Here is a 25,991-nt window from a genome sequence, read left to right on the forward strand (position 1 = left end):
ATCGGTGAGCTCCAGCACATGGTCGGGACGCCCCCAGCGTAGGCCTGCGCCCCTGCGCGTACGCTGAGCAGCCGCTCAACCCTTCGTCAGACCGCGTTCGATCATGCTGCGGGTTCGACGAACGTCATCGCGAACGCGGCTGGGCGGCTCGTATCCGCACACAGCGTCGCGTAGGGGGTGACGGGGGTTTCGGCGACGTCGGCGGGTGACGCGTCGGGCGTCGTCGTCAGCGTGGCGAGGGTGAACGGGTTGGTGATGGTCATGCGTGATCCTTCGAGTCAGGTGGCCGGTCGGCGGCGCGATGGTTCGCGGCTTCGCGTCGTGGCGAGGTGGGGATCCGGGCCGGGCGTCACGGACGCGGGGCGCGGATCATCGAGCGGCGCCGGAGAGATCTCGTCGGCTGCGTGCTCGTGTTCCACTCAACCACACGACGCGCGATTTCATGCCATCGGGGTGCGGCGTGGCGCTGTGCCCAACCGAGCGGTACGGACGGCGCGGGCTCCCGCCGCGCGTGAATTTCGGGGTTTCTTCTTAGCCTCGACGTCTTGTGAGCCGCCGTCGACGGGCGGAGGCTGACGTCGAGGCACCAAGGAGGCCACCATGACCATGACCGGGCTCGAAGCCGACACCGCCACGGCCTACCGCAGGTTCGCCACGAACGAAGCTCGCGGAAATTCGCCGATCTATGAGGCGATCTGCCTGCGCATCGCGGATGACGACGCCGTCCTCTCGCTCATCGCGACGCTGCCTGCGGTCAAGCGTCAGCCCAACCTCGTCCTGGGCGCTGCGCGCTACCTCGACGCGCCGTCCGACGATGCGTCGTCGTTCGCCGCCTGGCTGCACGAGCACTGGGACGAGGTGCGCGCGGTGGCGCTCTCGAGGGCCACCCAGACGAACGAGGTCGGGCGATGCGCGACGCTGTTGCCGTTCATCGCTGATGCGGCGCGTGCAGCGGGCGACGGCCCGATCGCGCTCGTCGAGGTCGGGTGCTCGGCCGGGCTGGCGCTCTACCCCGACCTAGACGACTACGAGTACGTCTCCGCTGGGTCCGAGGGCGGCGTTGACTCCGGCGCCTGTGGCGAACGGCCGCTGATGACGTGCGTGGTCGCCGGCGCACTCGACGAGATGGCGAACGCAACGCCGCATGCGCCGACGATCGCATGGCGTGGCGGCCTCGATCTCAACCCACTCGATGTGTTGTCCGATGACCCCGAGGCTCTCGACAACGCCCGTTGGTTGCGAGCGCTCGTGTGGCCCGGCCAGGACGAACGCGCATCGCGGCTCGCTGCGGCGATCGACACCGTCAGGCGGCACGTGACGTCGCACCCCGAGGACGCCGCGCACATCGTCCGTGGCGATGTCGTCGACGATCTCGAGCGCCTCGTCGCGCAGGTGCCGGACGAGCTGCACCTCGTGCTGTTCCACTCGGCCGTACTTGCCTAAGTCGACGATGACACCCGCACACGATTCGAACGTCGCCTGCACGAGTTGACGCATCGGCCCGGTGGTTTCACGTGGATCAGCAACGAGGCGCCCAGCGTCATGCCGGGCACGCACGACGCGGTGAGTGTGACCGTAGATCCCCGACGGGGACGGGATTCGCGAATGTGGACGAGAATCGCAGGTGGGTACGGAGCGGGGGCTCCGGCCAGGGCCACGACCAGATCGCCGAGGTGCGAGCGGGCCAACGGGTGAACGGGCGAGCGGCGGGGCGTCAGCGCACGTGGAGGGCCATGCGGAGAGTGCCGACGGCCTCGGCCATGCAGCGTCGCCCGAGGTCCGTCGCGAGGATGTTGATGAACGGGTGCACGGCGTCGGTGTGCACGCGCAACGTCGTCGCCACACCTGCGTCGGAGAGCTTGCGCGCGTAGGCGATTCCCTCGTCACGCAACGGATCGAATCCCGCGACGGCGACGTACGCCGGTGCCAGCCCGCGCTCCGCGAGCTGCTGCAGATCATCGGCCAACAGCGGTGAGACGCGCGGGTCGCGGCGCATCGCATCGACGTCGTCCGGCAGCGTTCCGCCTCCGAGGTAGTTCGCCTCGTACCAATCCATGTTGGCGCGCGTGAGGAAGTAGCCCTCGCTGAACAGTTCGTAGCTGCGCGAGCGCGGCAGCGTCAGGTCGGTGACGGGTACGAATAGCATCTGCCACGCAGGTTGCGGTCCGCCGACACGGGCGCATTCTTGCGCGACGACGGCTGCGAGGTTGCCGCCGGCCGAATCGCCTCCCACCGCAATGCGATTCGGGTCGATGCCGAGTGCGTCAGCATGTGCATGCGCCCAGCGAAACGCCGCGACGGCGTCGTCGACGGCAGCGGGGAACACATGTTCAGGAGCGAGGCGGTAGTCGACGTTGAGCACCGCCACCTCGCCGCCCGCGCACAACGCCCGAGCGACGGCGTCGTGCGTGTGATGCGATCCCAACACCCACCCGCCGCCGTGGAAGTACACCAGCAGCGGCAGCGGGTCTGCGCGAGGCTCGCGGTTGTCGACGTTCGGGGCGTCCGTGCGAGCAGCGACCGCCGCGCCGGCCTCCTCCGCGCCGGCTTCCGAGGTGCCGACTTCTCCCGCATCGGGGTCGACGACGCGCGCATGCTTGCCCACCACCGTCACGGGCGAGGGGTGCGGGCGGTACAGGCGGGCGGGGATGTCTCCCGCGCCGTACGACGAGCCGTCGAGGACGACATCTTCGACGTTCGCAACGTCAGCGAGTTCACCTGCGAAGAGCCACGATTCGGCTGCGAGAGCGTGACGGGCGTCAGCGACCGAGCGCTCGTCGAGCTCTTTGCCTCCGATGCGTCCGAGCACCTTCAACCCGACGGTGATGTCGGGGTCGAGCGCCCCACCGTCGACGATGTGCGGTTGGCCTGCGGCACGATGACGAACGGCTCGCGGCAGCGCGAGCAACGCTTCGAACGCGCGTCGCTGCGCACGATCAGCGACCGACGGGAGGAAAGGGCCATTGCCGGGAGTCACGTCTTCACTATGCCGCCTCGCGTCGACGCTGCGGGTCATAGGAATCTGTGTTCATGCGAATCGAAGCGCCGGTGGATCGCGCCGCCCCCGTGCCGCTGTCCGTGGGCTCGCGACGAATTCGGTTGAGCCCCGGAACGTCACGGGGCTCAACATCTAGGGTTGGAAGAATGGTGGAGGAGAAGCTCATTCGGGTCGCTGCGGTCGTCTTTCGGAACGCCGAAGGTCACGTGCTGACGGTCCGCAAGCGCGGCACGCAGCGGTTCATGCTGCCCGGCGGCAAGCTCGAGGACGGAGAAACGTTCGCTCAGACGGCGTCGCGTGAGGTCGAGGAGGAGCTGGGGCTCGTGGTCTCGGCGGCCGAGCTCGAGCCGCTCGGCGAGTTCCGCTCCGACGCGGCGAACGAACCAGGTTTCGCCCTCGAGTCCCACGTGTTCACCTACCCCGGAGAGCTGACGCAGACGCCGCGCGTCGCCGCCGAGATCGAGGAACTGCGGTGGTTCACGGAGGCACAGTTGCGCGAGCCGGAGGGCGACGTCGTGCTCGCTCCGATGCTCGAGTTCAACGCCGTCCCTGCGATCTTCGGCTGACGCCTCCTGCGCGTCCCTGCGTCTCAGACGCCCGCTGACGTGCGGGGGTGGCGAGGCCGGCGTCCAACGTGGGGAGGCTGATGGGCGCCGAGCCGAGGACGAATGTGACTGAAGACCGCCGATGTGGACGAAACTCGCCGTTGGGGCAGCGCTGGACATGCAAACGCCCCGGCAGTCGGCAGCGTGAGCAGATCCGACGAACCGGGGCGTCGCATGAGGGGTGAACCTCAGCCAAGAACCCACTGGCGACAAGCCTCACGAGGAGACGTTGTCGAGGCCAACCTCAGACGGAGGCCTTCTCGACCGCGTCGAGGAGCGCCTTGTCGAAGGCGGGCAGGTCGTCGGGGTTACGGCTCGTGATGAGGTTCGCGTCGATGACGACCTCTTCGTCGACCCATTCGCCGCCGGCGTTGCGGATGTCCGTCTGGAGGCTCGGGAACGACGCGACGCGCTTGCCGCGCACGACGTCGGCCTCGATGAGCATCCACGGAGCGTGGCAGATGGCCGCAAGGGGCTTGCCGCCCGTGACGAACTGGCGGACGAAGTCGACGGCTTCCGGCACGGCGCGCAGGTTGTCGGGGTTGGCGACGCCACCGGGCAGCACGAGCGCGGCGTAGTCGTTGATGTCGGCGTCCGACAGCTTGACGTCGACCTTCTGCGTGCCCGACTTCTCGAGGTGGTCGAACAGGTCCACCTCGCCCGACTCGGGCGAGATGAGGACGGGCGTGTGGCCCGCGTCGGCGACGGCCTTCCAGGGGTCGGTCAGCTCGACGCTTTCGATGCCTTCAGAACTGGTGAGGAATGCAATTTTTGCCATGTTTTCCACGATAATTCGCACGGCAGCGGCATGCAACGCCCGACGGGGTGGATGCGGCGGAACCTCCAGGCCGGCCAGGCCTGGGAGGGCTCTTCGACCCGTCGAGTCCTCGCCGCACCACGTCGCCGCCGTCGCTGCTCACCCCTACGAATCCCGTCCCCTTCGGCGATTCTCGTCCCCATGTGCGATTTTCGGTCACATTCGTCCGGGGATCTGCCACCGCCATCACCACGCGGACAGCGACGACCCGGCGCCTGATCATTGCCCGAAAGCGCGTCATGCAGGACGCGTTTTCGGGCAGACATGGCGACGGCCGCGCGGTCGCGTAGTCGCCGCACCGTCTCGACGATGACGACGACGTCGCCGGTATACGTTGCCGGACGCCGTACTTGACGTCGGACGACGGGAGCCCGATGCCGCATTCATCCATCGGCGGCCTCGTATTCTCTCTGGTGTCGACGCAGACGCCTCGTGGGCCGTCGTCCGGCGTATCGACACGACGGCCGGCATGGCGGGGCGGGTGCGCCACAATGACCCCATGGACGACGAGAGCCCCGAAGCCGCGTATCGCCTCCTCCACGAGCGGGTGACGGGCGGGTCACCCGCGGCCGGTGGTTCGTCGATCAGCGCCGCGCAGTATGACGCGGCGCGCAGCGCGTATCTCGAGGAGCGGGGCATCGTCGCCCGCGTCGGTGTGGCGGTGTGGCCGCCGACGTCGCAGACGATCCGTCAGCGCCTCGGCGGCGGGTCGTGGGCGCGCGCCGCCGAGGCGCTCGGGCTGACGGCGAACGTCGGACGCTCGCGCGGCGCTGGCTCCTTCTCCGACGACGACTACCGCGCGGCCGTCGCCGCGTTCCTCTCCGCCGCAGCCGACGACGGCCGCCCCGACGTTGCGTCGACCTCCTTCACCGCCTACGGCGCGTGGGTGAAGAGCGAATCCGACGCCGGCCGCACGGCGCCCAGTGGCGCTGCGGTGCGTCAGCACTTCGGGTCGTGGGCCGCGGCGAAGGGCGCCGTCGCGCGCGGGTGAGTCGCGCGGGTGACGAGACCGCACCGGGTGGGCCCCGATCCACTGGTTGTGTGATGCAGGTCATAGAGTGGCGGGCATCGAGCATCGTCGCTCACGCCCACCCATGGCGTGTGCGCACCCACGACCCCAGGGGAGCATCATGACCACCGTCGCGTTCATCGGCCTCGGAAACATGGGCCTGCCCATGGCGAAGAACCTCATCGCGGCAGGTTTCACCGTCCGCGGCCACGACGTCGTCGATGTCTGCCGCGCGGCTGCCGCCGACGCGGGCGTCGAGCTGGCCGGCAGCGCGCCGGAGGCCATGGAAGGCGCCGACGCCGTCATCACGATGCTGCCCAAGGGCGAGCACGTGCGCGTCGTCTACTTCGGAGCTGCTCAGGCGGCCGACGGCTCCCAACCCTCGAACGATGACGGCATCCTCGCCCATGCGACGCCGGAGCAGATGCTCATCGACTCCTCGACCGTCGACATCGCGACCTGCCAGGCCGTGCACGACGCGGCCGCCGCGCAGGGCCTGCACTTCGTCGACGCGCCCGTCAGCGGCGGAATCTCCGGCGCCGAGGCCGGCTCGCTGACGTTCATGGTCGGCGGTGCGGACGCCGACGTCGAACGTGCGCGCCAGTTCATCGAGCCCATGTGCGGCAACTTCTTCGCCACGGGCGGCCCGACGACGGGTGAGGCCGCGAAGATCGTCAACAACATGATGCTGTTCGTCGCCGTGCAGGGCCTCTCGGAAGCGGCCACACTCGCGAAGAAGCTCGGCCTCGACGCGAAGACGTTCCACCAGATCGCGAGCGTCTCCTCGGGCAACTCGTGGGCGCTGCAGACGTGGTATCCCGTGCCCGGCGTCGTCGAGACGGCCGCGGTCAACAACGAGTTCGCCGCGTCGTTCCGCGCGGATCTGGCGCTCAAGGACATCGGTCTCGCCCTCGCTGCCGCGGCCGATCACGGCCTGCACCTGCCCGCGACGGGCCTGTCCGCGCAACGCCTCGCCGAAGCCGTCGACGGTGGTGGCGGCGAGCTCGACTGCACCGTCGTCATCGCCGCCGTCGACCCTGACGCCGAAGGCCTGCCCGAGGGCTACGTCCACGGCGGCGCACGCCGCGACGCCTGACCGCGCGCCCGCGCGAGTCGCGTGGCCACGGACGACCAGCCCCGGCCCGACGCGGCACCATCGCTGGCCCCACGCGCCACCACCACCGAGCCCGACGCGGCGCTCGCACCACTGACCACCCAGAACCCCGCAGACAGCCACGAGCACATCGCGGGACCCACGAGACGAAGGTGTGAACCATGAGTGACATCAAGCAGATCGGCCACTGGATCAACGGCGGCGAGGTCGCCGGAACCGGCCGAGAACAGGACGTGTTCAACCCCGCGACGGGTGAGGTGAGCGGTCGCGTCGCGCTCGCGAGCGTCAGTGACCTCGAGCAGGCCGTCGACGCCGCACGTGCCGCCCTGCCGGCCTGGCGCGCGACCGGCCTGACGAAGCGCGCCGCCGTCATGTTCAAGCTGCGCGAGATCGTCACGGCGAAGAGCGACGAACTCGCGCGCATCATCACGGCTGAGCACGGCAAGGTCGTCTCGGACGCCGCGGGCGAGGTCGTGCGCGGCCTCGAGAACGTCGAGTACTGCGCGGGCCTCATGCACCACCTCAAGGGCGAGTTCTCCGAGCAGGTCTCCTCGGGCGTCGACGTCCACTCGGTGCGCCAGCCCGTCGGCATCGTCGCGTGCATCACGCCGTTCAACTTCCCGGCCATGGTGCCGCTGTGGATGGTGACGACGGCGATCGCGTGCGGCAACACCGTCATCCTCAAGCCGAGCGAGCGCGACCCCTCCGCCGCGCTGTGGATCGCGCAGGCGTTCAAGGACGCAGGCCTGCCCGACGGCGTGCTCAACGTCGTCAACGGCGACAAGGAGGCCGTCGACGGCATCCTCGACCATGACGACATCAAGGCCGTCTCCTTCGTCGGGTCCACGCCGATCGCGCAGTACATCTACGAGCGCGCCTCCAAGAACGGCAAGCGCGTGCAGGCCCTCGGCGGCGCGAAGAACCACATGGTCGTCATGCCGGACGCCGACCTCGATGCCGCCGCCGACGCCGCCGTCAGCGCCGCGTACGGCTCGGCGGGCGAGCGCTGCATGGCCGTGTCGGTGCTCGTCGCCGTCGGTGAGGTCGCCGACCCGCTCGTCGACAAGATCGCCGAGCGCATGGGCAAGCTCGTCATCGGTGACGGCTTCGACGAGCGCTCCGAGATGGGTCCGCTCATCACGCGCGAGGCGCGCGACCGTGTCGCCTCGTACGTCGCCGGCGCCACCCACGAGGGTGCGCGCGTCGTCGTGGATGGCCGCGAGAAGCACTTCGACGAGAGCGGCTTCTTCATCGGCACGAGCCTCGTCGACCACGTCAAGCCCGGCATGAAGGTCTATGACGAGGAGATCTTCGGCCCGGTGCTGTCGGTCGTGCGCGTCGAGACGTTCGAGGACGCCGTCGAACTCATCAACGCGAACCAGTTCGCCAACGGCGTCGCGATCTTCACGCGTGACGGCAAGAGCGCCCGCGAGTTCGAGTTCGCCATCGAGGTCGGCATGGTCGGCGTCAACGTGCCGATCCCGGTGCCCGTCGGCTCGTTCAGCTTCGGCGGCTGGAAGAAGTCGCTGTTCGGCGACACCCACATGTACGGCGCGGAGGCGTTCAACTTCTACACGCGCCGCAAGGTCGTCACGACGCGCTGGCCCGACCCGACGCAGAGCCAGGTCGACCTCGGGTTCCCGACGAACTGACGATCGATGCCACGAGGCCGGGTGCAGCTCGCGTGTTTCACGTGAAACATGCGAGACGCACCCGGCTTTCTCGAGCGCCACACCGACGCGCCACTCTCCCGTGTGCAAGCCCCGTCTTACGTGCGGGTCGTGACCAGAGCGTCATGACTGGCCACCCTTGAACGCGTTGCAGATGTACTGCGCCGACCCTCCATGGGGGGAGAGCTGCGTAACGCTGCCTGCCGCCACGCCGATGTACCACACGGTACGAAGCATGCCCGCGCGGTCGAGGAGGTGTCATGGGTCAGCTGCTCCACCTCACCCGTGCGCGCCGGGCGCTCGTCGCCGCCGGGTGCATCGGCGCCCTCGTCTTCACCGCCGCACCGACGGCCGAAGGGGGCCGCACCCTTCAGGCGGCCGGCGCCAACCCGACGTCACGCACCGGGGTGCTCATCGAACCCTCCGACGATGGGGACGAAGCGCACTTCTGCACCGCCTCGGTCGTCCACAGTGAGAGCAAGGACGTCATCATGACGGCCGCGCACTGCCTCGGCGGCAAGTCCGACGACCTCGTGTTCGTCCCGCAGTACTCGGGTGGGGCTCGCCCGTTGGGCACGTGGAAGGTGAAGGCCGCGTTCCTCGACTCCGCATGGATGGAAAATCAGGATCCCGACGCCGACGTCGCGTTCTTGAGCATCGAGACGCACGGCAGCGGCAAGAACGTCCAGCACATCGAGGACGCCACGGGCGCCTACGAGCTGGAGGTCGGGCGCTCCCGCGCGGCCGGCAAGCCAGTCTCCGTCCAGTCGTACAACAACGACTCCGACATGCCGATCGTCTGCCAGACCACCGTTCTCGACGACGACAACGACCCCGTCTTCCACTGCGACGGCTACTCGACGGGCAGCAGCGGCTCGCCGTGGGTCACGACCGTGACGAGCAAGGGCCACAGCGAGCAGCAGGTCATCGGCCTCATCGGCGGTCATCATCAGGGCGGCTGCTACACGCACACGTCCTACAGCCCGGCGTTCGACTCGCGCGATCTCGTGCTGCTCGCCCGCGCCGACGCCGGTGGCGCCGGCGACACGGCCCCCACGCCCGGCGACGACGGCTGCTGACACGCCGCGTCTCACCACGGCCTGCTCGCCTGGCAACCCGCTGATCGCGCATCTTCCGAGACGCGCGAACTGACGACCGTCACCCGATGACGATGCCCTGCGCCGCTGCGACGGCGAGCGCCGCGTCGACGTCCATGCGGGTCTGCGCGAAGCGTGCCTGGGCGAGATCGATGCCGTCGACGCGGGCGCCGCGCAGGTCGGCGTCCCGTAGGTCGGCTCCGCGCAGGGTGGCGCCGCTGAGGTCGGCGTCGGCGAAGACCGTTCTGCGCAGGGACGATTCGCTGAGGTCGGCGTCGCTGAGGCGGGCGCCGGTGAAGTCGAGGCCGTCGAGTTTCTGCTGACGCATCGTCACCATCGCCCACTGCCCGCCGACGATCGTCGTGTGGCGCCACCCGCAGTCGGCGAACGTCGAACCGGTCATCTTGCAGCCGTCGAGCGTCGTCATCGCGAACGAGCAGCCGCTCAGTGTGGCGCCGGTGAACGCGACCCGCTCGAGTGTGGTGTCGTTGAAGCGGCAGTCGAACAGGGCGCATCCTTCGAACGTCACGTCGACGAGGTTCTTCTCCGTGAAGTCGCACGCCGTGAACCGACAGTCGACGAAGCGGGCCCCGTCGAGGTCGCGCTCGTAGAAGTCGACCTCGACGAACCGTTCGCCGCGCGTCGTGTCACTCATGCGTCCATACTCGCATCGCGCGCCGCGCGTCCGTCGCAAGGATGACGCGGGCTCCGTCGCGCGGATGAATCCTCGGTGTCGGGAGGATGAGATGACACGCCGATGCGGCCTGACGCGGCGTGAGCCTCCTAGGGTTGAGACCATGATCACAGTAGAGGGGTTGACCAAGGTCTACGGGAACACCGTGTCGGTCGACAACGTCAGCTTTCAGGCCAAGCCGGGTCGTGTGACCGGCTTCCTCGGCCCGAATGGCGCTGGCAAGTCGACGTGCATGCGGATGATGACGGGGCTGACACCGCCGACGCGGGGTCACGCCACCATCCTCGGCAAGGACTACAGCAAGCTCGATAACCCGGGCCGTCACGTCGGCGTCCTGCTCGACGCGAGCGCGCAGCACGGGGGCCGCACCGGCCGTGAGGTGCTCACGCTCGGCGCCAAGACGATGGGGCTCGGCACCGACCGTGTCGACGAGATCCTCGACGTTGTCGGCCTGACGCCTGCGGAGGCGAAGCGACGCGTCGGCGACTACTCGCTCGGCATGCGTCAGCGCCTCGGCATCGGGCACGCCCTGCTCGGTGACCCCGAGGTGCTCATCCTCGATGAGCCGGCCAACGGCCTCGACCCGGCGGGTATCCGCTGGATGCGTGGCCTCCTGCGCTCCTATGCCGAGCGTGGCGGCACCGTGCTGCTGTCGAGCCACCTGCTGCACGAGGTGGAGCAGATCGCCGACGACCTCGTCATGATCGGCCGCGGCCGCATCGTGCGTCAGGGCACGAAGCAGGAGCTGCTGCGCGGTGCGGGCACGAACGCCGCGAGCACCGACGACGCCGCCCTCGCCTCCGCGCTGGAGGCCGCTGGCATCCAGGTCCAGCGCACGCAGACCGGCATCCACACGACGGTCGAGCCCATCGAGGTCGGGCGCGTCGCAGCCCAGCACGGCATCGTCCTCGTTCAGCTCGGCGCCGCCGGTGGCTCCGGCCTCGAAGAGATGTTCCTCAACCTGACCGCCGCCGACTCTCGAGAGGTTGCGCGATGAGTACCCCCATGAACCCCAACCAGCCGCAGGGCGGAGCGCACTACCCGCCGCAGCAGCAGCCCGCTATGGCGGGCGCTCCGCACATGCAGGCGCAGGGCGGGCAGCCCGCGCCGCAGCAGGGCAGTGCAGCTCCGGCGCACTCACGTCTTCCGAGGCGCCTCGGTGACGAAGGCCGCACCTCCCCGGTCTCCTTCGGGCGCCTCTTCGGCGTCGAGATGCGCAAGATGGTCGACACCCGCGCGGGCAAGTGGCTGCTCATCGCCATGGGCGTCCTCATCATCATCGCGTCCATCGCGGTGATGTTCGGTGGACGCGAGTCGGCGCCGCGGTTCGGCAACTTCGTCGCCGCTGCCGGTATCCCGATGGGTTTCCTCCTGCCCATCCTCGGCATCCTCACCGTCACGAGTGAGTGGTCGCAGCGGACGGCGCTCGTCACGTTCACGCTGGAACCGCGCCGCTCACGCGTCGTCCTCGCCAAGTGGGCCGTGGGCCTGCTGTTCGGCGCCCTCTCCATCATCTTTGCGTTCGCGATCGGTGCAGCGACGACGCTCATCGCCCAGGCGGCGTTCGGTCACGACGCCAACTGGACGATGTCGTGGGGCGCCGTGGGCGGCAACGTGCTGGCGCAGCTCATCGCGGTCTCGATCGGTATCGCATTCGGCCTGGCTTTCCAGAACACCCCGGCCGCGATCTGTTCGTACCTGTTCATCCCGATCCTCGTGAGCATCGTGACGTCGTTCGGCGAGACGATGCGCAAGGTCGGTGAGTGGATCGACCTCAACCTCACGACGCAGCCGCTCTACGACGGCACGATGTCGAACGAAGGGTGGGCGAAGTTCGCCGTCGCGCACGTGCTGTGGCTCGTGGTTCCGATGGTCATCGGATTCATCCGCCTCAACAAGCGAGAGGTGAAGTCGTCCTGACCCAGGTCGACTGACCGTCCGGCGGGCCTCGGTCGCCGACGGGAGCAAAACACCCTCGGTGGGAGCGTCACGGCGCTCCCACCGAGGGTTTTTCGCGCTCCCATCGCCCGAGCCGTTCATGTCCCGTTCGCGCCGGCGACTCGCCGTCGTCAGCTCGGAGGCGTGGGATGCAGGGGCTGCCCGCACCCTGACTTGGAGGATTCACGTGAAACATCGCACCCCGGCCGCCCTTGCTGCTCTCGCCTGCCTCGCAGGCATGGCTCCCACTCAGGCGGTTGCGGCCTCTGACGGCGCGAAGCATCATGCGGGCTACACCTTCGCCGTCATCGGGGACGTCCCCTACGGCCAGGCGCAGATCGAGGCGTTCCCGAAGTGGGTCGACGAGATCAACGCCGACCCCGACGTGCGACTCGTTCAGCACGTCGGCGACATCAAGAACGGCTCGACGCGCTGCGACGACAGCTACTTCGCCTCGATCAAGAAGCAGTTCGACCGTTTCCGCGACCCGCTCGTCTACACCCCCGGCGACAACGAGTGGACCGACTGCCACCGCCCGAACAACGGGTCGTACAACCCCTTGGAGCGCCTCTCTGCCGTCCGATCCTCGTTCTTCGCGAAGAAGAACACGACGAACGGGCGCCCCCAGCACATCGACGGCGTCAACCGCGCCTTCCCGGAGATCGTGACGTGGCGCAAGGCGAAGGTGAGCTTCGCCGCGCTGCACGTCGTCGGGTCGAACGACGACCTCGCGCCGTGGACCGGTATCGGCGAGAAGGCGGCGACGCCCGCGCAGGTTGCGGAGCAGAAGGCGCGGATGAACACCAACCTGGCGGCGCTGCGCTCGACGTTCGCCGACGCGAAGAACCACAAGTCCCGCGCCGTCGCGGTCTCTCTCCAGGCGGACATGTTCGACCCGACGTACGACGTGCCGCACGAGAACAACACGGCGTTCACGCCGCTCGTCGCCGAACTCATCAAGCAGTCGAACGCGTTCCATGGCCCCGTCTACCTCATCAACGGCGACTCGCACGTCTACACCAGCGACCGGCCATTGGCGAGCGGATCGCGGTGGCTCTCGTTCTACGGCGTCAAGGTCAGCGCGAACAACCTCACCCGCATCACGGTGGACGGTTCGGACAACAACAAGGACTGGCTCAAGGTGAGTGTGACCGATTCACCCGCAGTCCTCGAGTGGAGCCGCGTCCCCTACCGGACGCAGGCCGGCTGACCGACGGGAGCATTTCCGCCCACGGGAGCAGGACACCCTCGGTGGGAGCTTCGTAACCCTCCCACCGAGGGTGTTTCGCTCCCATGGCCTGGGGCGCTCCGTCGAGGGACGCGTCACCGGCTCGCGAGCCGCTTCCACTCGTCAGTGCTGACATTGCCACCCGTGACGACGACGGCGACCGAACCGCCCTGCGCTTCCCCGTCCCGCTCCTGACGAGCACGCAGCCCTGCGAGTGACGCAGCTCCGGCGCCCTCGGCGAGCAGGTGGGCGTGGGTGGCGAGCAGGTGCGCGGCGTCGTCGATGGCGTCGTCCGGCACGAGTTCGAACGCGGCGAGTCCGACATTGCCTGCCGTGCCGCGCGAGCCGCGCAGGACGCTCTGCGGCGTGGCGAAGCCGCATCCCGTGGCCAGCCCGCTGACGCGGGTGTTGGCCTCTCGGGAGACTTCCGCCTCGCCGACCCACGACTCGTAGGCGGCAGAGGCGCCGACCGCCTGAACCCCGATGATGCGCACGTGCGGGGCGATGGCGTCGCGCACGAGGCAGGCGCCGGCGGCGCCGGAGCCGCTGCCGATCGGCACGTAGATCTCGTCGATGCCCGGGTTCGACTGCAGCAGTTCGAGATACGCCGTCGCGTGGCCGTGGATGATCGCCGGGTCGTTGCCCGGATTGACGAACCTCATGCCGCTCGTCTCCGCAAGGTGGCGGGCGTGAGCGGATGCCTCGGCGAGCGTCGGGCCCTCGATGACGACGTCGGCGCCGAGGGCGCGCACCGCGTCGACCTTGACGCTCGGCGCGCACGCGGGCATGACGATGACGGCGCGCGTCCCGGCCACGCGTGCCCCGAACGCGATCGACTGCGCGTGGTTTCCCGTGGAACAGGTGACGAGACCGGCGGAACGCTCGTCGGCGTCGAGACGGCTCGCGAGCGTGAGGCCGCCACGCACCTTGAACGAGCCAGTCGGGTTCATGTTCTCGTGCTTGACGGCCGACACAGCACCTGGTCTGACGTTCGACATCGTCGAGGTCGAACCGCGGGAAGCCGCCGCGTTGCTGCGCTCGGGGCAGGTCGACGTCGCCATCACGTTCGCCTATTCCGGGCAGCACTTCGATGACGACGTCACCGTTGAGCACCTCGGGTGGGACGCGTTGCACCTCGTCGAGCCGTCTCGTTCGGTTGGCGGCACGATCGCGGAGGGGCGCGCCTCCGGCGAGAGGGAAGCGACGGGCCTGCGGCCGGAAGAACTGCGAAAGTTCTCCGACGACCGGTGGATCGCGGGCTGCGAGCGCTGCCGCACAGGGCTGCTCGACCTGTGCGCCTCCGTCGGAATCGGGCCCGACATCGGCTTCGCCAGTGACGACGTCGTCGCCGTACAAGCTCTCGTGGCAGCGGGTTTCGGGGTGACGTTGCTGTCTGCACTCGCGCTCGCGGGCCACCGCAACCCAGGCGTCGTCACGCACCCCGATGTCGGTGCGGGCCGAGAACTGCACGTCGCGACGTACGGCGCACCGCCGCGCCCGGCCGCCGTCGAGGAGGTCGTGCAGACGCTGCTCGGCCTGTCGTGGAGCGCGTGACGAAAGGTTGAGCCGTGTCTCGACGGCGCGTCGATCGTGAGGGTCTGCAGTGATCGGTTGCGCGGCGCTCATTGCCCGAGAACGCGTCGTGTCTGACGCGTTTCCGGACGATGTTCGCAGGCGCTGGGCGTCAGGGCGGGCCATCCAGGCCGAAGACTCCGCCGAACGGATCGATGAGCTGGCAGATGCTGCGCCCGCCGCCGATCGTGAGCGGCCCCCGATGATGCTCGGCTCCCGCATCGAGAAGCGCCTCGCGATGGGTGCGGAGATCGCCCGTCGCGAAGTAGGCAACGACGCTGGTACCGAACGGGTTGCGCTCGACGTCGGCGGGGTGGAAGCCGATCTCGACACCATCGACCTCGACGAACCAGAACCCCGAATCAACCTGCACGGCAGTCGATTCCACGCGTAAGACGCGCTCGGCGTACCACCGGCATGACGTCTCTGGGTCTCGCGCAAAGATCATGACGCCGCGAAGTGGGTGGGTGTGCTCGTGGGTCGTCATGGCCCCAGGTTGCCACGGTCGGACGGTGAAGATGGTCGCGACTCGACCACGCCGTCGCGAACGAATGTGACCGTGAATCGCAGATGTGCACACAGCCGTCGGCTTGAGAACTCGGGGCGCGCCGCGAGGGGGGGCGGGTCGTTCACGCGATGTTCATGCGGCCCGCTGTTGGACATGGCGACCAGAGACGCTAATATGGAGTCATTCCAGTTAAGGAATGCTTGCGGCGGCGCCACGCTCGCCGCCGATCCCCAAACGCGAAGGAGCATGACGTGTCGCTCATCAACACGACCATCAAGCCGTTCAAGGCCACCGCTTTCAAGCAGGGCGAATTCGTCGAGGTCTCCGAGGCCGACGTCGCCGACAAGTGGAGCATCTTCTTCTTCTACCCGGCCGACTTCACGTTCGTCTGCCCGACCGAGCTCGGCGACCTCGCCGACTACTACGACGAGCTGCAGAAGCTCGGCGTCGAGGTCTTCTCCGTCTCCACCGACACCCACTTCACGCACAAGGCGTGGCACGGCTCGTCCGAGACGATCGGCAAGATCAACTACGCGATGATCGGCGACCCGACGCTGCAGATCTCGCGCAACTTCGAGATCCTGCGTGAGGACGAGGGCCTCGCCAACCGCGGCACCTTCCTCGTCGACCCCGACGGTGTCATCCAGTTCACCGAGGTCACCTCCGAGGGCATCGGCCGCAACGCCGCCGAACTCGTCCGCAAGGTCAAGGCCGCCCAGTACATCCGCAACCACCCGGGCGAGGTCTGCCCCGCCAAGTGGGAAGAGGGCGCCGACACGCTCGCCCCGAGCCTGGACCTCGTCGGCAAGATCTGAGTTCAGCCCTTTGCAGGATCAAATTGAACTCAGTTGGGCCCTCTTGACCTGGCTCCTCAACGCTCACACTGGAGGCTTCGCAAGGTCAGCCTCCAGGCTCGCTTGATCGTCGCCAGGTCGTAGCCGGTCGCCGCCTCGCCGTGATCACCGAACGAGTTCGCACGCTCACTCGTTCGCCTCCGACGGCGGGGCGGCGCCCGGCCTGGCGTGATCGCCTGAGAGCTGGCCCCGCGTGGAGACTTTTCCGCTCTCGACTGTGGGGCTCATGCTGCTGGCAGCGCCCGCCCGCCTGAGGACTGAAACTCGGCATGGCGGAGTTTCAGTCCGCAACGCCCCGGTTGAGGTCCGAAACCCTGCAATGCAGAGTTTCGGACCTCAGGCCGCGGGTGGAGGGTGACGAGAACGCCCCCAAGGCTCTCGTCCCTCTCCACTCGTGACCTGCCCCGCCCCGGTCGCCCGCCGTGGGCTCACAAGACCTTCTCGCCAGACCTTCTCTCCACAGATTCTTGACACACCGCCCCGTTCGGGCCAACCCGTACCTTTTTCGTCCCCTCGCCGACACCAGGAGGCACCCCATGGCCGTTCTCGACGCCAACATGACAGCCCAGCTGCAGCAGCTGCTCGGCAACCTTCGTGAACCGATCGTGCTGCGCGCCAGCCTCGACGACTCCGACAAGTCGAAGCAGACCGAAGAGCTCCTCAGGGAGATCGAGGCGCTGCACGACAAGGTGAGCTATGAGCGCAGCGACGACAACGAGCGTCGCCCGAGCTTCGAGATCGCTCGCGCCGGCACGGACGTCGGCGTCCACTTCGCGGGCCTGCCGATGGGGCATGAGTTCACGTCGCTCGTCCTCGCGTTGTTGCAGGTCGGCGGCCACCCCGTCAAGGTCAGTGACGAGCAGGCGCAGCAGATCCGTGACATCGAGGGCACGTTCTACTTCGAGACATACATGTCGCTGACGTGCCAGAACTGCCCCGACGTCGTGCAGGCACTCAACGCGATGAGCGTGCTCAACCCGAACATCCACCACATCGCGATCGAGGGCGGCGCGTTCCAGGACGAGATCGAGGCGCGCGACATCAAGGCCGTCCCGACCGTCTACCTCAACGGTGAGGTCTTCGGTCAGGGCCGCATGACCGTCGAAGACTTCATCAGCAAGCTCGACACCGGCGCCGACGCGAAGGCCGCGGCGAAGCTCAGCGAGAAGGAGCCGTTCGGCGTCCTCGTCATCGGTGGTGGCCCCGCGGGCGTCGCGGCCGCGATCTACACCGCACGCAAGGGCATCCGCACCGGCCTCGTCGCCGAGCGCATCGGCGGCCAGGTGCTCGACACGAACGCCATCGAGAACTTCATCTCGATGCCGTACACGGAGGGCCCCAAGCTCGCCGCCGCGCTCGAGGCGCACCTGCACGAGTACGAGATCGACGTGATGAAGGCGCAGAAGGTCGCGTCCATCACCGACGAGGACGGCCTCAAGAAGGTCGTCACCGAGACGGGCGCCGCACTGCGCGCCAAGCAGGTCATCCTCGCGACGGGTGCCCGCTGGCGTCGCATGGGCGTCCCGGGCGAGGAGGAGTACCGCAACAAGGGCGTCACCTTCTGCCCGCACTGCGACGGTCCGCTGTTCAAGGGCAAGAGCGTCGCCGTCATCGGTGGCGGCAACTCGGGCGTCGAGGCTGCGATCGACCTGGCGGGCGTCGTCGGGCACGTCACCGTCGTCGAGTTCCTCGACACGATGCGCGCCGATGACGTGCTGCAGCGCAAGCTCAAGTCGCTGCCCAACGTCGACATCATCCTGTCGGCCGCGACGAGTGAGGTCGTCGGCGACGGCAAGGGCGTCACCGGCCTGACGTACACCGACCGCGAGACCAACGAGAGCAAGAGCATCGACGTCGAGGGCGTGTTCGTCCAGATCGGCCTGCTGCCGAACACCGAGTTCCTCGACGGTGTCGTCGACCTCAACGAGCGCAAGGAGATCGTCATCTCCGACCGCGGTGCGACGTCCGACCCGGCCATCTTCGCCGCCGGCGACGTCACGACCGAGCCGTACAAGCAGATCGTCGTCGCCGAAGGCTCCGGCGCGACGGCCGCACTCGGCGCGTTCGACGCGAGCATCCGCGGCTGATCCGTCAGCGTGTTTCACGTGAAACGTCCCGGTCACCCTGAGGTGGCCGGGACGTTCTGCGTCGATGCTCCCTGACGCAGTTGCGCGGGTCGGATGCCCCATCTCGATTGCGTTGACGACGGGCACGAACCTGCGCGTCCAGGAAGTGAGGCAGCCAAGCCGGGGGCTTCCACAGGGTTCATCTGAGCCTGGGCATCCCAAACGCTGGCCGACATCATCAGGACACTGACGGCGAACGGTCGAGCCGCCGCCCGCGCGTCGATAACGAACAGGTCACGCCTGGTTGCTACCGTGTTGCGTCATCCAATCCACGCCGGGAAGCCCTGGAGGCGCCATGCTCGAGCAGCTGCAGCTCATCCTCAAGGCCCTTCCCTGGACAGGCCCGGCCGTGCTCGGCGGGTTCGTCCTCGCGCTGCTGACGACGTTGCTCTTCCCGACGCGCCGCTCACGCGCCGATCGGCTCGGGTTCGCGCTGCTGACGTGGTGTCTCGTCGTCGCGGCCGTCGTGACGTTGAGCCCGGTCAAGAACGACTACTTCGGGGTGCCGGCGGCGGGCTGCGACTGGTCGGTATGGCGGCCTCTCGCCCGTGAGTACTGGTTCAGCGCCGGCTCGCGGCCCCCGAACGTGTGGCTGTTCCTGCCTGCGGGCGTCGGCGTCATGCTGCTCGACGGCGTGTGGCGCAAGATCCTCGGCGTCATGGTGTTGTTCGCGCTGCCGCCGGGAATCGAGACGCTGCAGGATCTCTACCCCGAACTCAAGCGCAGTTGCTCGAGCCAGGACGTCGTCGACAACTGGACGGGTCTCGTGCTCGGCCTGACGCTCGGGCTCGTGCTGGCGATCCTCCTCGCGATCGCGCGTGCCATCTCGCGCGCCTCACGGCGTCGGCGTGAGCGCCGCGCGGGAGTGCTCGAGGGTGGCTCTGCGCAAGGTGCGCACCCGGCGGACGCTCGCACCGACGACGCATCGCGCGCCGACGATCGTCCCCTCCCGCTCGGTGGCCGCGCCGACAGTCGCCAGTACGACGACTTCCGTGACTTCGACGACACGCCCAGCTCGACGCGGTGGTACGAGCGCTCGGGTGAAGCCGCCGTCGACCACACCCCGCCCTACGGCACGTCACGCGACGAGGCCCGGACGCAGGCCTTCCGTCCCGTACGCGCCGACAACGGCGATGACGACGCCCGGACGCAGGCCATGCGCCCCGGACGTGCCGGTCGTGACGTCGGCACTGACGGCGGCGCGAGCGCGACGCGCCATGGGCGCGGCGGAGACGACGACACCGAGATCATTCGGCGCACATGACCCCGAACAAGGGGACGAACGAAGCCAGGCGACCGTCGCAGGTCCGCCCCACCGGCCCGGCCATGCCAGCTGACAGCGACCGCGGTTCGACCGCCTACCTCGCGCGCGTGCGTCAGGGATGGCGTCGGCTGACACCGCGCCAGGCGTTCGACGAGCAGCAGCGTGGGGCCGTCATCGTCGACACGCGGACGGCGGAGCATCGCGCCGAGAGCGCGAACATCCCGGGTGCGCTCGTCATCGACCGCACGGTGCTCGAGTGGCGTCTCGATCCGAGCAACGCGTGGCGCATCCCGGAGGCGAGCAGCTGGCAGACGCGGTACATCGTCATCTGCCGCCACGGTTTCTCCTCGAGCGTCGCGGCGCGGGCGCTGCAGGACGTCGGGCTCGTCAACGCGACCGACGTCATCGGCGGGTACGCAGCCTGGGTCGAGGCGCGTCTGCCGACGACGCACGCCCCCGCCGACGTCCGCTTCTGAGCCGTGCACACCTGCGATTCTGGGTCACATTCGTCCCCGGCGCCCCGCGGCCGTAGCCGCGTCCTTACGCTTCACGCATGAACTTGACGCGCGTGGCCGTGGTCGGCGCCGGACCCAACGGCCTCGCCGCGGCCGTGACGCTGGCGCGCGCCGGGCTCGCCGTCGACGTCTTCGAACGCAACGGGTGGACGGGCGGTGGCGCGGCCACCCGCGAACTCAGCCTGCCGGGCTTTCGCCACGACGTCGCGAGCGCCGTCCACCCGATGGCGCTCGCGAGCCCGTTCTTCCAGGAGTTCGACCTTGCGCGGCGCATCGACCTCGTCGTGCCCGAGGCCTCGTTCGCACATCCGTTGCCGGGGGGCCGCAGCGGCATCGGGTATCGCGACCTTGACCGTGCGGCCGACGCACTCGGCGCGGACGGTGACGCCTACCGCTCCTTCCTCGGCCCCGTCGTCGAGCGCCTGCGCGGCGTCACCGACATGACGATGAACACGCTGCTGCGGGTGCCACGCGACCCGATCGCGGCGGCCGTCTACGGCGCGCGCGTCCTGGAGGCGGGCACGCCCGCATGGTCACGCCGGTTCGTCGAGGACGTCGCCCCGGCGATGCTGACGGGGTGCGCCGCGCACACGATCGGCCGCCACCCCACTCTCGCCATGGCCGGTGGCGGGCTCGTGCTGAGCGCAACCGCGCACGCGCAGGGTTGGCCGGTGCCGGTCGGCGGTTCACAGACGATCGTCGACGCGCTCGTCGCGGACCTCGAGGCGCACGGTGGGCGCGTCCACCTCGGGCGGGAGGTCACCGATCTCGCGCAGCTCGACGAGTACGACGCGGCCGTGCTCGACGTCGGCGTCCCCGCGTTCCTGACGATGGCCGCCGCGCGCCTGCCCGATCGCTACCGGCGCGCTCTCGAGCGGTTCAAGCCGGGCAGCGGCGTGAGCAAGGTCGACATGGCGCTCGCCGGGCCGGTCCCGTGGAGCGATCCGCGCATCGGCGAGGCCCCCACGGTGCACCTCGGCGGCACACGCGAGCAGATCGCGGCGGCGGAGAACGACGTCGCGCGCGGGCGGGTGCCCGAGCGTCCCTACGTTCTGGCCGTGCAGCCGAGTATCGCCGATTCCACGCGCGCGCCGGCCGGGCAGGCGACGTTCTGGGCGTACGTTCACGTGCCGTTCGACAGCGACGTCGACGCCACCGAGGCCGTCCTCGCCGCCGTCGAGGAGCACGCCCCGGGTTTCCGTGACCTCGTGCTCGCCTCAACAGCGACGCGCGCCGACGAGTTCGCGGCAGCCGTCAGTCCCAACTTCGCGGGCGGCGACTTCGCGAGCGGCGCCGTCACGATGACGCAGATGCTCAAGCGTCCCGTCGTGTCACCGACGCCCTGGCGCACACCCGCCGACGGTGTCTACCTCGCCTCGGGAGCGACGACGCCGGGCCCCAGCGTCCACGGCATGTGCGGCTGGCACGCGGCGCGAACCCTGCTGCACGACAACGGAATCCCCGCCCCGAACCTCGCGCCCACCTCGGCCGCTGAACCGTCACCATGCCCAGGGAGGCGTGCCCTCGCACGCACCGCCACCACCATCGTCGAGGCCATGCCGACATCGGCGACACGGGCGGCATCGGCCACCCGAGTTGCGCGCTTCGGCCCACAGGCGGCGTCGCAGGCGGCACACTGGCAGATCGAAGCTGCCACGACGAAAAGGGGTCAGATGATGTCCGAGACGAGGCCGAAGCAGATCCACGCGTTCACCGACGATGCGCTCGGTGACATGGACGCGACAGCGCTCGCCGACGCCATCGACTCGGGCCGCGTCAGCGCGACGGAGGCCGTCGAGGCTGCGCTCGCGCGCGCCGAGAAGGTCGACGGGGTGCTCAACGCCATCGAGTTCATCGATGCCAAGCGCGCCCGTCAGCGTGCTGGTCGTATCGACGCGGGCCTCGGAGGTGGGCGCCACGATCATCCGGACGCCGCGCTGCGCGGCGTGCCGAGCGCGTTCAAGGACAACGTCGTCGTCGCCGGCGTGCCGATGACGCAGGGTTCGGAGGCGATGCCGCGCGTCAGCAGCCGCCGCAGCGGCAAGGTCGTGACGCAGATCCTCGGCACGGGCATCGTCCCCATCGGCACGACGACGATGCCGCCGTTCGGCTGGACGGCGACGACGGAACGCCCTGGCGGCAACGTCACGCGCAACCCGTGGGACACGTCGCGCAGTTCGGGCGGTTCCTCCGGCGGTTCGGCGGCGCTCGTCGCGTCGGGCGTCGTCCCCATCGCGCACGGCAACGACGGTGGTGGCTCGATCCGCATTCCCGCCGCGACGTGCGGCCTCGTCGGCCTCAAACCGACGCGCGGGCGCCTCATCATCGGTGAGAGTTCCGCGCAGATGCCGGTGAAGATCGTCACCGACTCGGTGCTGACGCGCACGGTGCGCGACACCGTCACGTTCTTCGAGGACGCCCAGCGCGTGCACCCGGCGCGCCGCCTACCGCCGATCGACGTCACGTCGCACCCCGAGCTGACGCGCCCGCTGCGCATCGGGTTCATGCACGACAGTCCGTTCGCGCCTCCGTCGGATGCACCGACGCGAGCCGCCGTCGACACGGCTCTCACGATGCTGGGCGGGCTCGGGCACGACATCGTCGACTGGCAACCGACGATTCCCGAGTCGTTCCAACAGGATTTTCTCGACTACTGGGGTTTCCTCGCGTTCAACACGGTGGCGGGCGGCAAGCGCCTGTTCCACAAGGATTTCGACGCGAGCAAGCTCGACCCGTTGACGCTCGGGCTCGCGCAGATGGGACGCCGCCGGCTCGCGCACGCGCCGAAGTTCCTCGCGCGTCTGCAGGCGTCGGGTCGTGTGTACCGTTCGCAGATGGCGAGCGGCCCCGATGTCTTCGTCTCACCCGTCCTCGCCCACGTCGCACCCGAGATCGGTTATCTCGCAGGCGATCTCGACTACGAGACGCACCTCGAGCGCGTGCTCGCCTACTGTGCCTTCACGCCGCTGCACAACGCGACGGGCGCACCCGCCATCAGCCTGCCGCTCGGACGGACCGATGACGGGCTGCCGGTCGGCGTCATGATCTCCGGGCAGATCGGCGACGAGAACACGCTGCTGCGGCTGGCCCTGCAGATCGAGGCGGCCCACCCGTTCCGTCGCCTCGACCAGGTGGGCGAGGCGGCCCAGGGCGGCGTTCCGAACCGCGACGAACCGGGTGTCGGCGCCGCATCGAACGGCGCGTGACGACGGCGTTGTCGGTGACGCCAGGCACAATGGGCGACGTTCGACGATGAGCACCTGAAGAACGAAGGAGACGCAGTGGAGCGTTCAGGCACGCGCATGCCCGCCCGACTCAGTCGGGCGTGGTGGGCGGCGTTCGTCGTCGTCCCACTCGTTCTCGGCGCTGCGGCTGCGTTCCTCGGCAAGTCCTCGATCGAATCCAACCTGCAGCAGCGAGTCGAGCGCAGCGTCGCCGGCACGGGCGTCGCGCAGGTCTCCGTCTCGGTCGACGGCCGCGACGTCACCGCCGTCGTCCCGGCGCGTTCGGGCAACGACGCCATCGACTCGGTGCGCGACGCCGCGTCGCACGTCGACGGCGTCCGCACGGTGAAGGTGCACCGATGAACCTCGTGATCGACAGCGTCTTCGTCATGCTCGTCTGTTTCGTTCTCGGCGCCCTCATCGCCTGGCTGCTCGCCGCCGCGCTCTACCCGACGCGCCGCGACCTGCGCCAACTCGACGAGCAACACGAGGGCGACGCGGGGAGCGTCCGATGATCTGGCTCGCCGCTCAGCTGTGGCCCGCAGCGGTGCTGGCGCTCGTCGCCGGTTTCGCCATCACCTGGTTCACCGTCGTGCGTCGCCTCGACGATGCGCCCGTGAGCGCTGAGCGTGAGCGACGCGACGGTGGCTCGCGGCGCGCAGGACGTTCTAGCGACGGCCATTCGGACGCAGGACGCGCCGGCGCAGGACTGGCAGGTGCAGGACGCCAGGTTGCAGCAGGCTCGGATGCAGCAGGCTCGCGCCGCGACGACCCGTCCGACGGGCTCGGCGACGGCGAGCCCATCAACGGCGAGCGACACGTCGCGTCCCGGGTCGACGGCGAAGAACGCGACGAGGCCCGTCCCGACGTGCCCGCGCATCGCCCGAGTGGCAGTGTCGGCAGCGCGTTCACCTCGCGCCGCGACGAGTGATGCGCGGCCGCTGGCACACCGACGACGGGCCAGGACGAACATTCGACGAGCGAGGATCTGACATGAGCGACGACACGATCAACGACCCCTACGACGAGGCCCCGGTTCACGTCCTCGATGACGAGGCAGAACCCGACGCCGAGGCTGACGGTGGATCCGACGCCGACGCCGACGCCGACGCTGACTCCGACGACGTCGTCACCGACACGGGCACCGATGACGACGACGCCGGCTCTGTCGGCGTCTCGTGAACCGCGCTGTGCTGCTGAACCCCACGCTGCTTCGGTGAGTACCCGAGTCGACGCGCCGAGTGAGCGCGCACGAACAGCGCTCGGCCGTCTGCGAGGCCAGATGGCCTGGCCTGGTACGAGACTCGACGTGGCCCGCACGCGCCTGCCGCGGCGTCAACTGCTCGCCGAGACGGTCATCGTCCTGCTGCTCAGCCTCGGCGCGAGCGCGATCTGGTCGGCGCTTTCGCTGCTGCGCACGGCCCTGACGGCGCGCGCGACGCACACGTCGATCAGTCAGCAGACGTCGACGCTCAACTCGTCGCGTTCGAGCACGCAGTGGCTCGACGTCGTCTATCAGCTCGTGCAGATCGCGCTGGCGCTCGTGCCGGTGGCGCTCGTCGTTCTCCTGCTGTCGCGCGAACTGCGAAAGCCGCTGGCTTACCTCGGGATCGACCGCACACGCCAGGCACCCGACGCCGTCCTCAGTGCGCTGCTCGCCGCCGTCATCGGCATCCCGGGCCTCGCGCTGTACCTCGTCTCGCGGGCCATGGGCATCAACACGACGGTCGTCGCGTCCGGCCTGGGCGAGCACTGGTGGGTCTTTCCGATCCTCGTCCTCGCCGCCGCGCAGAACGCGATCCTCGAAGAGGTCGTCATGATCGGCTACCTCTTCACGCGCTGGTCTCAGGCCGGGTGGGGGCGCACGAAGGTGATCGTCGTGAGCGCGCTGATCCGCGGCAGCTACCACCTGTACCAGGGCCTCGGCGGGTTCGTCGGCAACGTCGTCATGGGCCTGATCTTCGGCTGGCTCTACACGCGCACGCGACGCGTCCTGCCGCTCATCGTCGCGCACACGATCCTCGACGTCGTCAGCTTCGTCGGTTACGAGCTGCTCGCCGGCCGCGTCAGCTGGCTGTGACGCCCTGGCGGCGCCATCCGAAGCGTCGCAGCACGCGACTCCAACTGCCTGTGCGCGGCCGATAGACGGTGAGAGCGCGGTAGGCGACGTCGAGGTCGAGCACCGTCCCCGAGCCGGTCACCTCGCCGTCGCGGGCGAACGGGATGGGACCGCCGACGACCTCGAGGTGAGCCTTCGGCGCGTCGAACTCGTGGTAGAGCGGCAACCGTCCGAGCCCGCCGGTGAAGACGGCGAACAGCGTGCGGACGGCGGCCCACCGCGAGCCTCGCTCCAAGAACCGCAGGTCGAGCTGCCTGTCGTCCATGCGCAGCCGCGTCTGCGGTGCGTCGCCGGGCGGGTCGTAGCGGCCGTTGCCGATGAAGATGCCGGCGAGGGTGACACCGCGAGCGGCACGTCGTGCTCGATCGCGTGCCGCGCACCGGCTTGCAGCGTCCCGTCACCGCCGCCGACGCCGAGGACGTCGCAGCGCGCGGCCGCGTCGGCGAGCAGGTCGTCGAGATCCTGCCCCTGCCCGAGACGGACGATCTCCGCCTCGGGCAGCAACTTCTCGATGCGTCGGATGACACGCGCGCTGTTAACCCCTCCTGCTCGTGGGTTGATGCTCGGCGATCGCTGTGAACAGCGAACGGTCGAGACGGTCGACGTCACGCACGACGCGCATGATCTGCGGGGTGAAGC

The 25,991-nt window shown here is 69.0% G+C and carries 28 protein-coding genes; 22 read left to right on the forward strand and 6 right to left on the reverse strand.

The window, feature by feature from the left end:
* Positions 1–101: 101 nt before the first annotated feature.
* Positions 102–263 carry a hypothetical protein gene (locus J4Z35_RS08605; protein ID WP_156444974.1) on the reverse strand — a complete coding sequence of 54 codons (162 nt, stop codon included), beginning with the start codon at positions 261–263 and terminating at the stop codon, positions 102–104.
* Between the two features lie 337 nt (positions 264–600).
* On the opposite strand from J4Z35_RS08605, the gene J4Z35_RS08610 reads away from it, so the two are divergent.
* Positions 601–1,443, forward strand: coding sequence for a DUF2332 domain-containing protein (locus J4Z35_RS08610; RefSeq protein WP_074040090.1), 843 nt, complete (start codon positions 601–603; stop codon positions 1,441–1,443).
* A 271-nt stretch (positions 1,444–1,714) separates the two neighbouring features.
* On the opposite strand, the gene J4Z35_RS08615 is transcribed toward J4Z35_RS08610, so the two are convergent.
* Positions 1,715–2,977 carry an alpha/beta hydrolase gene (locus tag J4Z35_RS08615; protein WP_235006054.1) on the reverse strand — a complete coding sequence of 421 codons (1,263 nt, stop codon included), beginning with the start codon at positions 2,975–2,977 and terminating at the stop codon, positions 1,715–1,717.
* Between the two features lie 167 nt (positions 2,978–3,144).
* Between J4Z35_RS08615 and J4Z35_RS08620 the strand changes: the two genes are divergently transcribed.
* Entirely contained in the window at positions 3,145–3,564 is a 420-nt protein-coding gene (locus tag J4Z35_RS08620) for an NUDIX domain-containing protein (RefSeq protein ID WP_235006056.1), read from the forward strand.
* A gap of 283 nt (positions 3,565–3,847) precedes the next feature.
* Here the strand turns inward: J4Z35_RS08620 and J4Z35_RS08625 are convergent, their stop codons facing one another.
* A complete protein-coding gene (locus J4Z35_RS08625; RefSeq protein ID WP_131940266.1) occupies positions 3,848–4,381 on the reverse strand; it encodes a type 1 glutamine amidotransferase domain-containing protein in 534 nt (177 codons plus the stop codon).
* 538 nt (positions 4,382–4,919) lie between these two features.
* Here J4Z35_RS08625 and J4Z35_RS08630 point away from each other — a divergent pair.
* From J4Z35_RS08630 to J4Z35_RS08645, 4 genes are all read left to right on the forward strand, one after another.
* Positions 4,920–5,411: a hypothetical protein gene (locus J4Z35_RS08630; protein WP_006943544.1), complete on the forward strand. Its 492-nt coding sequence runs from the start codon at positions 4,920–4,922 to the stop codon at positions 5,409–5,411.
* A 139-nt stretch (positions 5,412–5,550) separates the two neighbouring features.
* A complete protein-coding gene (locus J4Z35_RS08635) occupies positions 5,551–6,525 on the forward strand; it encodes an NAD(P)-binding domain-containing protein (protein WP_131940269.1) in 975 nt (324 codons plus the stop codon).
* A gap of 179 nt (positions 6,526–6,704) precedes the next feature.
* On the forward strand, positions 6,705–8,195 hold the full coding sequence (locus J4Z35_RS08640) for a CoA-acylating methylmalonate-semialdehyde dehydrogenase (RefSeq protein WP_231729539.1): 1,491 nt from the start codon (positions 6,705–6,707) through the stop codon (positions 8,193–8,195).
* Positions 8,196–8,473: 278 nt separating this feature from the next.
* The gene (locus J4Z35_RS08645; RefSeq protein WP_074040099.1) at positions 8,474–9,292 is read left to right on the forward strand and encodes a trypsin-like peptidase domain-containing protein; all 819 of its coding nucleotides are present in this window, start codon (positions 8,474–8,476) and stop codon (positions 9,290–9,292) included.
* 79 nt (positions 9,293–9,371) lie between these two features.
* Here J4Z35_RS08645 and J4Z35_RS08650 read toward each other — a convergent pair whose 3' ends face one another.
* Positions 9,372–9,965 carry a pentapeptide repeat-containing protein gene (locus J4Z35_RS08650; RefSeq protein ID WP_074040100.1) on the reverse strand — a complete coding sequence of 198 codons (594 nt, stop codon included), beginning with the start codon at positions 9,963–9,965 and terminating at the stop codon, positions 9,372–9,374.
* A 142-nt stretch (positions 9,966–10,107) separates the two neighbouring features.
* On the opposite strand from J4Z35_RS08650, the gene J4Z35_RS08655 reads away from it, so the two are divergent.
* The 3 genes from J4Z35_RS08655 (at position 10,108) to J4Z35_RS08665 (ending at position 13,152) form a co-directional block, all read left to right on the forward strand.
* Positions 10,108–11,001, forward strand: a complete 894-nt coding sequence (locus tag J4Z35_RS08655) for an ATP-binding cassette domain-containing protein (protein WP_208065509.1) — start codon at positions 10,108–10,110, stop codon at positions 10,999–11,001.
* Positions 10,998–11,924, forward strand: coding sequence for an ABC transporter permease (locus J4Z35_RS08660; protein WP_131940273.1), 927 nt, complete (start codon positions 10,998–11,000; stop codon positions 11,922–11,924). Before J4Z35_RS08655 ends, J4Z35_RS08660 begins: the two co-directional genes overlap by 4 nt.
* A gap of 256 nt (positions 11,925–12,180) precedes the next feature.
* Positions 12,181–13,152 (forward strand): metallophosphoesterase, encoded by a 972-nt coding sequence (locus tag J4Z35_RS08665; protein ID WP_243754966.1) that lies wholly within the window; start codon positions 12,181–12,183, stop codon positions 13,150–13,152.
* Between the two features lie 113 nt (positions 13,153–13,265).
* Here the strand turns inward: J4Z35_RS08665 and J4Z35_RS08670 are convergent, their stop codons facing one another.
* A complete protein-coding gene (locus tag J4Z35_RS08670; RefSeq protein ID WP_243754967.1) occupies positions 13,266–14,120 on the reverse strand; it encodes a pyridoxal-phosphate dependent enzyme in 855 nt (284 codons plus the stop codon).
* On the opposite strand from J4Z35_RS08670, the gene J4Z35_RS08675 reads away from it, so the two are divergent.
* From J4Z35_RS08675 to J4Z35_RS08735, 12 genes are all read left to right on the forward strand, one after another.
* Entirely contained in the window at positions 14,119–14,724 is a 606-nt protein-coding gene (locus tag J4Z35_RS08675) for a LysR substrate-binding domain-containing protein (protein ID WP_143181559.1), read from the forward strand. The two genes, J4Z35_RS08670 and J4Z35_RS08675, sit on opposite strands and share 2 nt — an antisense overlap.
* An 88-nt stretch (positions 14,725–14,812) precedes the next feature.
* Positions 14,813–15,136 (forward strand): hypothetical protein, encoded by a 324-nt coding sequence (locus tag J4Z35_RS08680; RefSeq protein WP_208065511.1) that lies wholly within the window; start codon positions 14,813–14,815, stop codon positions 15,134–15,136.
* 365 nt (positions 15,137–15,501) lie between these two features.
* Positions 15,502–16,065, forward strand: coding sequence for an alkyl hydroperoxide reductase subunit C (gene ahpC, locus J4Z35_RS08685; RefSeq protein ID WP_074040110.1), 564 nt, complete (start codon positions 15,502–15,504; stop codon positions 16,063–16,065).
* Between the two features lie 575 nt (positions 16,066–16,640).
* Positions 16,641–18,191, forward strand: a complete 1,551-nt coding sequence (ahpF, locus tag J4Z35_RS08690) for an alkyl hydroperoxide reductase subunit F (protein WP_074046316.1) — start codon at positions 16,641–16,643, stop codon at positions 18,189–18,191.
* Between the two features lie 334 nt (positions 18,192–18,525).
* On the forward strand, positions 18,526–19,494 hold the full coding sequence (locus J4Z35_RS08695; RefSeq protein WP_136788204.1) for a hypothetical protein: 969 nt from the start codon (positions 18,526–18,528) through the stop codon (positions 19,492–19,494).
* 62 nt (positions 19,495–19,556) lie between these two features.
* Positions 19,557–19,970, forward strand: coding sequence for a rhodanese-like domain-containing protein (locus J4Z35_RS08700; RefSeq protein WP_136788203.1), 414 nt, complete (start codon positions 19,557–19,559; stop codon positions 19,968–19,970).
* Between the two features lie 77 nt (positions 19,971–20,047).
* A complete protein-coding gene (locus J4Z35_RS14860; RefSeq protein WP_338122008.1) occupies positions 20,048–23,215 on the forward strand; it encodes an amidase in 3,168 nt (1,055 codons plus the stop codon).
* Between the two features lie 75 nt (positions 23,216–23,290).
* Positions 23,291–23,596 carry a hypothetical protein gene (locus J4Z35_RS08715; RefSeq protein WP_074046315.1) on the forward strand — a complete coding sequence of 102 codons (306 nt, stop codon included), beginning with the start codon at positions 23,291–23,293 and terminating at the stop codon, positions 23,594–23,596.
* On the forward strand, positions 23,593–23,748 hold the full coding sequence (locus J4Z35_RS08720) for a lipopolysaccharide assembly protein LapA domain-containing protein (protein WP_006943511.1): 156 nt from the start codon (positions 23,593–23,595) through the stop codon (positions 23,746–23,748). The genes J4Z35_RS08715 and J4Z35_RS08720 overlap by 4 nt, the downstream gene beginning before the upstream one ends.
* Positions 23,745–24,164, forward strand: a complete 420-nt coding sequence (locus J4Z35_RS08725) for a hypothetical protein (RefSeq protein ID WP_038566439.1) — start codon at positions 23,745–23,747, stop codon at positions 24,162–24,164. Before J4Z35_RS08720 ends, J4Z35_RS08725 begins: the two co-directional genes overlap by 4 nt.
* Positions 24,165–24,226: 62 nt before the next feature.
* Entirely contained in the window at positions 24,227–24,415 is a 189-nt protein-coding gene (locus J4Z35_RS08730) for a hypothetical protein (protein ID WP_038566441.1), read from the forward strand.
* Between the two features lie 127 nt (positions 24,416–24,542).
* Entirely contained in the window at positions 24,543–25,313 is a 771-nt protein-coding gene (locus J4Z35_RS08735; RefSeq protein WP_038566443.1) for a CPBP family intramembrane glutamic endopeptidase, read from the forward strand.
* On the opposite strand, the gene J4Z35_RS14525 is transcribed toward J4Z35_RS08735, so the two are convergent.
* Positions 25,300–25,617 carry a hypothetical protein gene (locus tag J4Z35_RS14525; protein WP_243754969.1) on the reverse strand — a complete coding sequence of 106 codons (318 nt, stop codon included), beginning with the start codon at positions 25,615–25,617 and terminating at the stop codon, positions 25,300–25,302. The genes J4Z35_RS08735 and J4Z35_RS14525 overlap by 14 nt on opposite strands.
* 92 nt (positions 25,618–25,709) lie before the next feature.
* On the opposite strand from J4Z35_RS14525, the gene J4Z35_RS14530 reads away from it, so the two are divergent.
* Complete coding sequence (locus J4Z35_RS14530) at positions 25,710–25,931, forward strand: hypothetical protein (RefSeq protein ID WP_239304526.1); 222 nt, start codon at positions 25,710–25,712, stop codon at positions 25,929–25,931.
* Positions 25,932–25,991 lie beyond the last annotated feature (60 nt).

The organism is Dermacoccus sp. NHGro5, assembly GCF_017565385.1.
In the GTDB taxonomy this organism is placed as follows: Bacteria; Actinomycetota; Actinomycetes; order Actinomycetales; family Dermatophilaceae; genus Dermacoccus; species Dermacoccus nishinomiyaensis.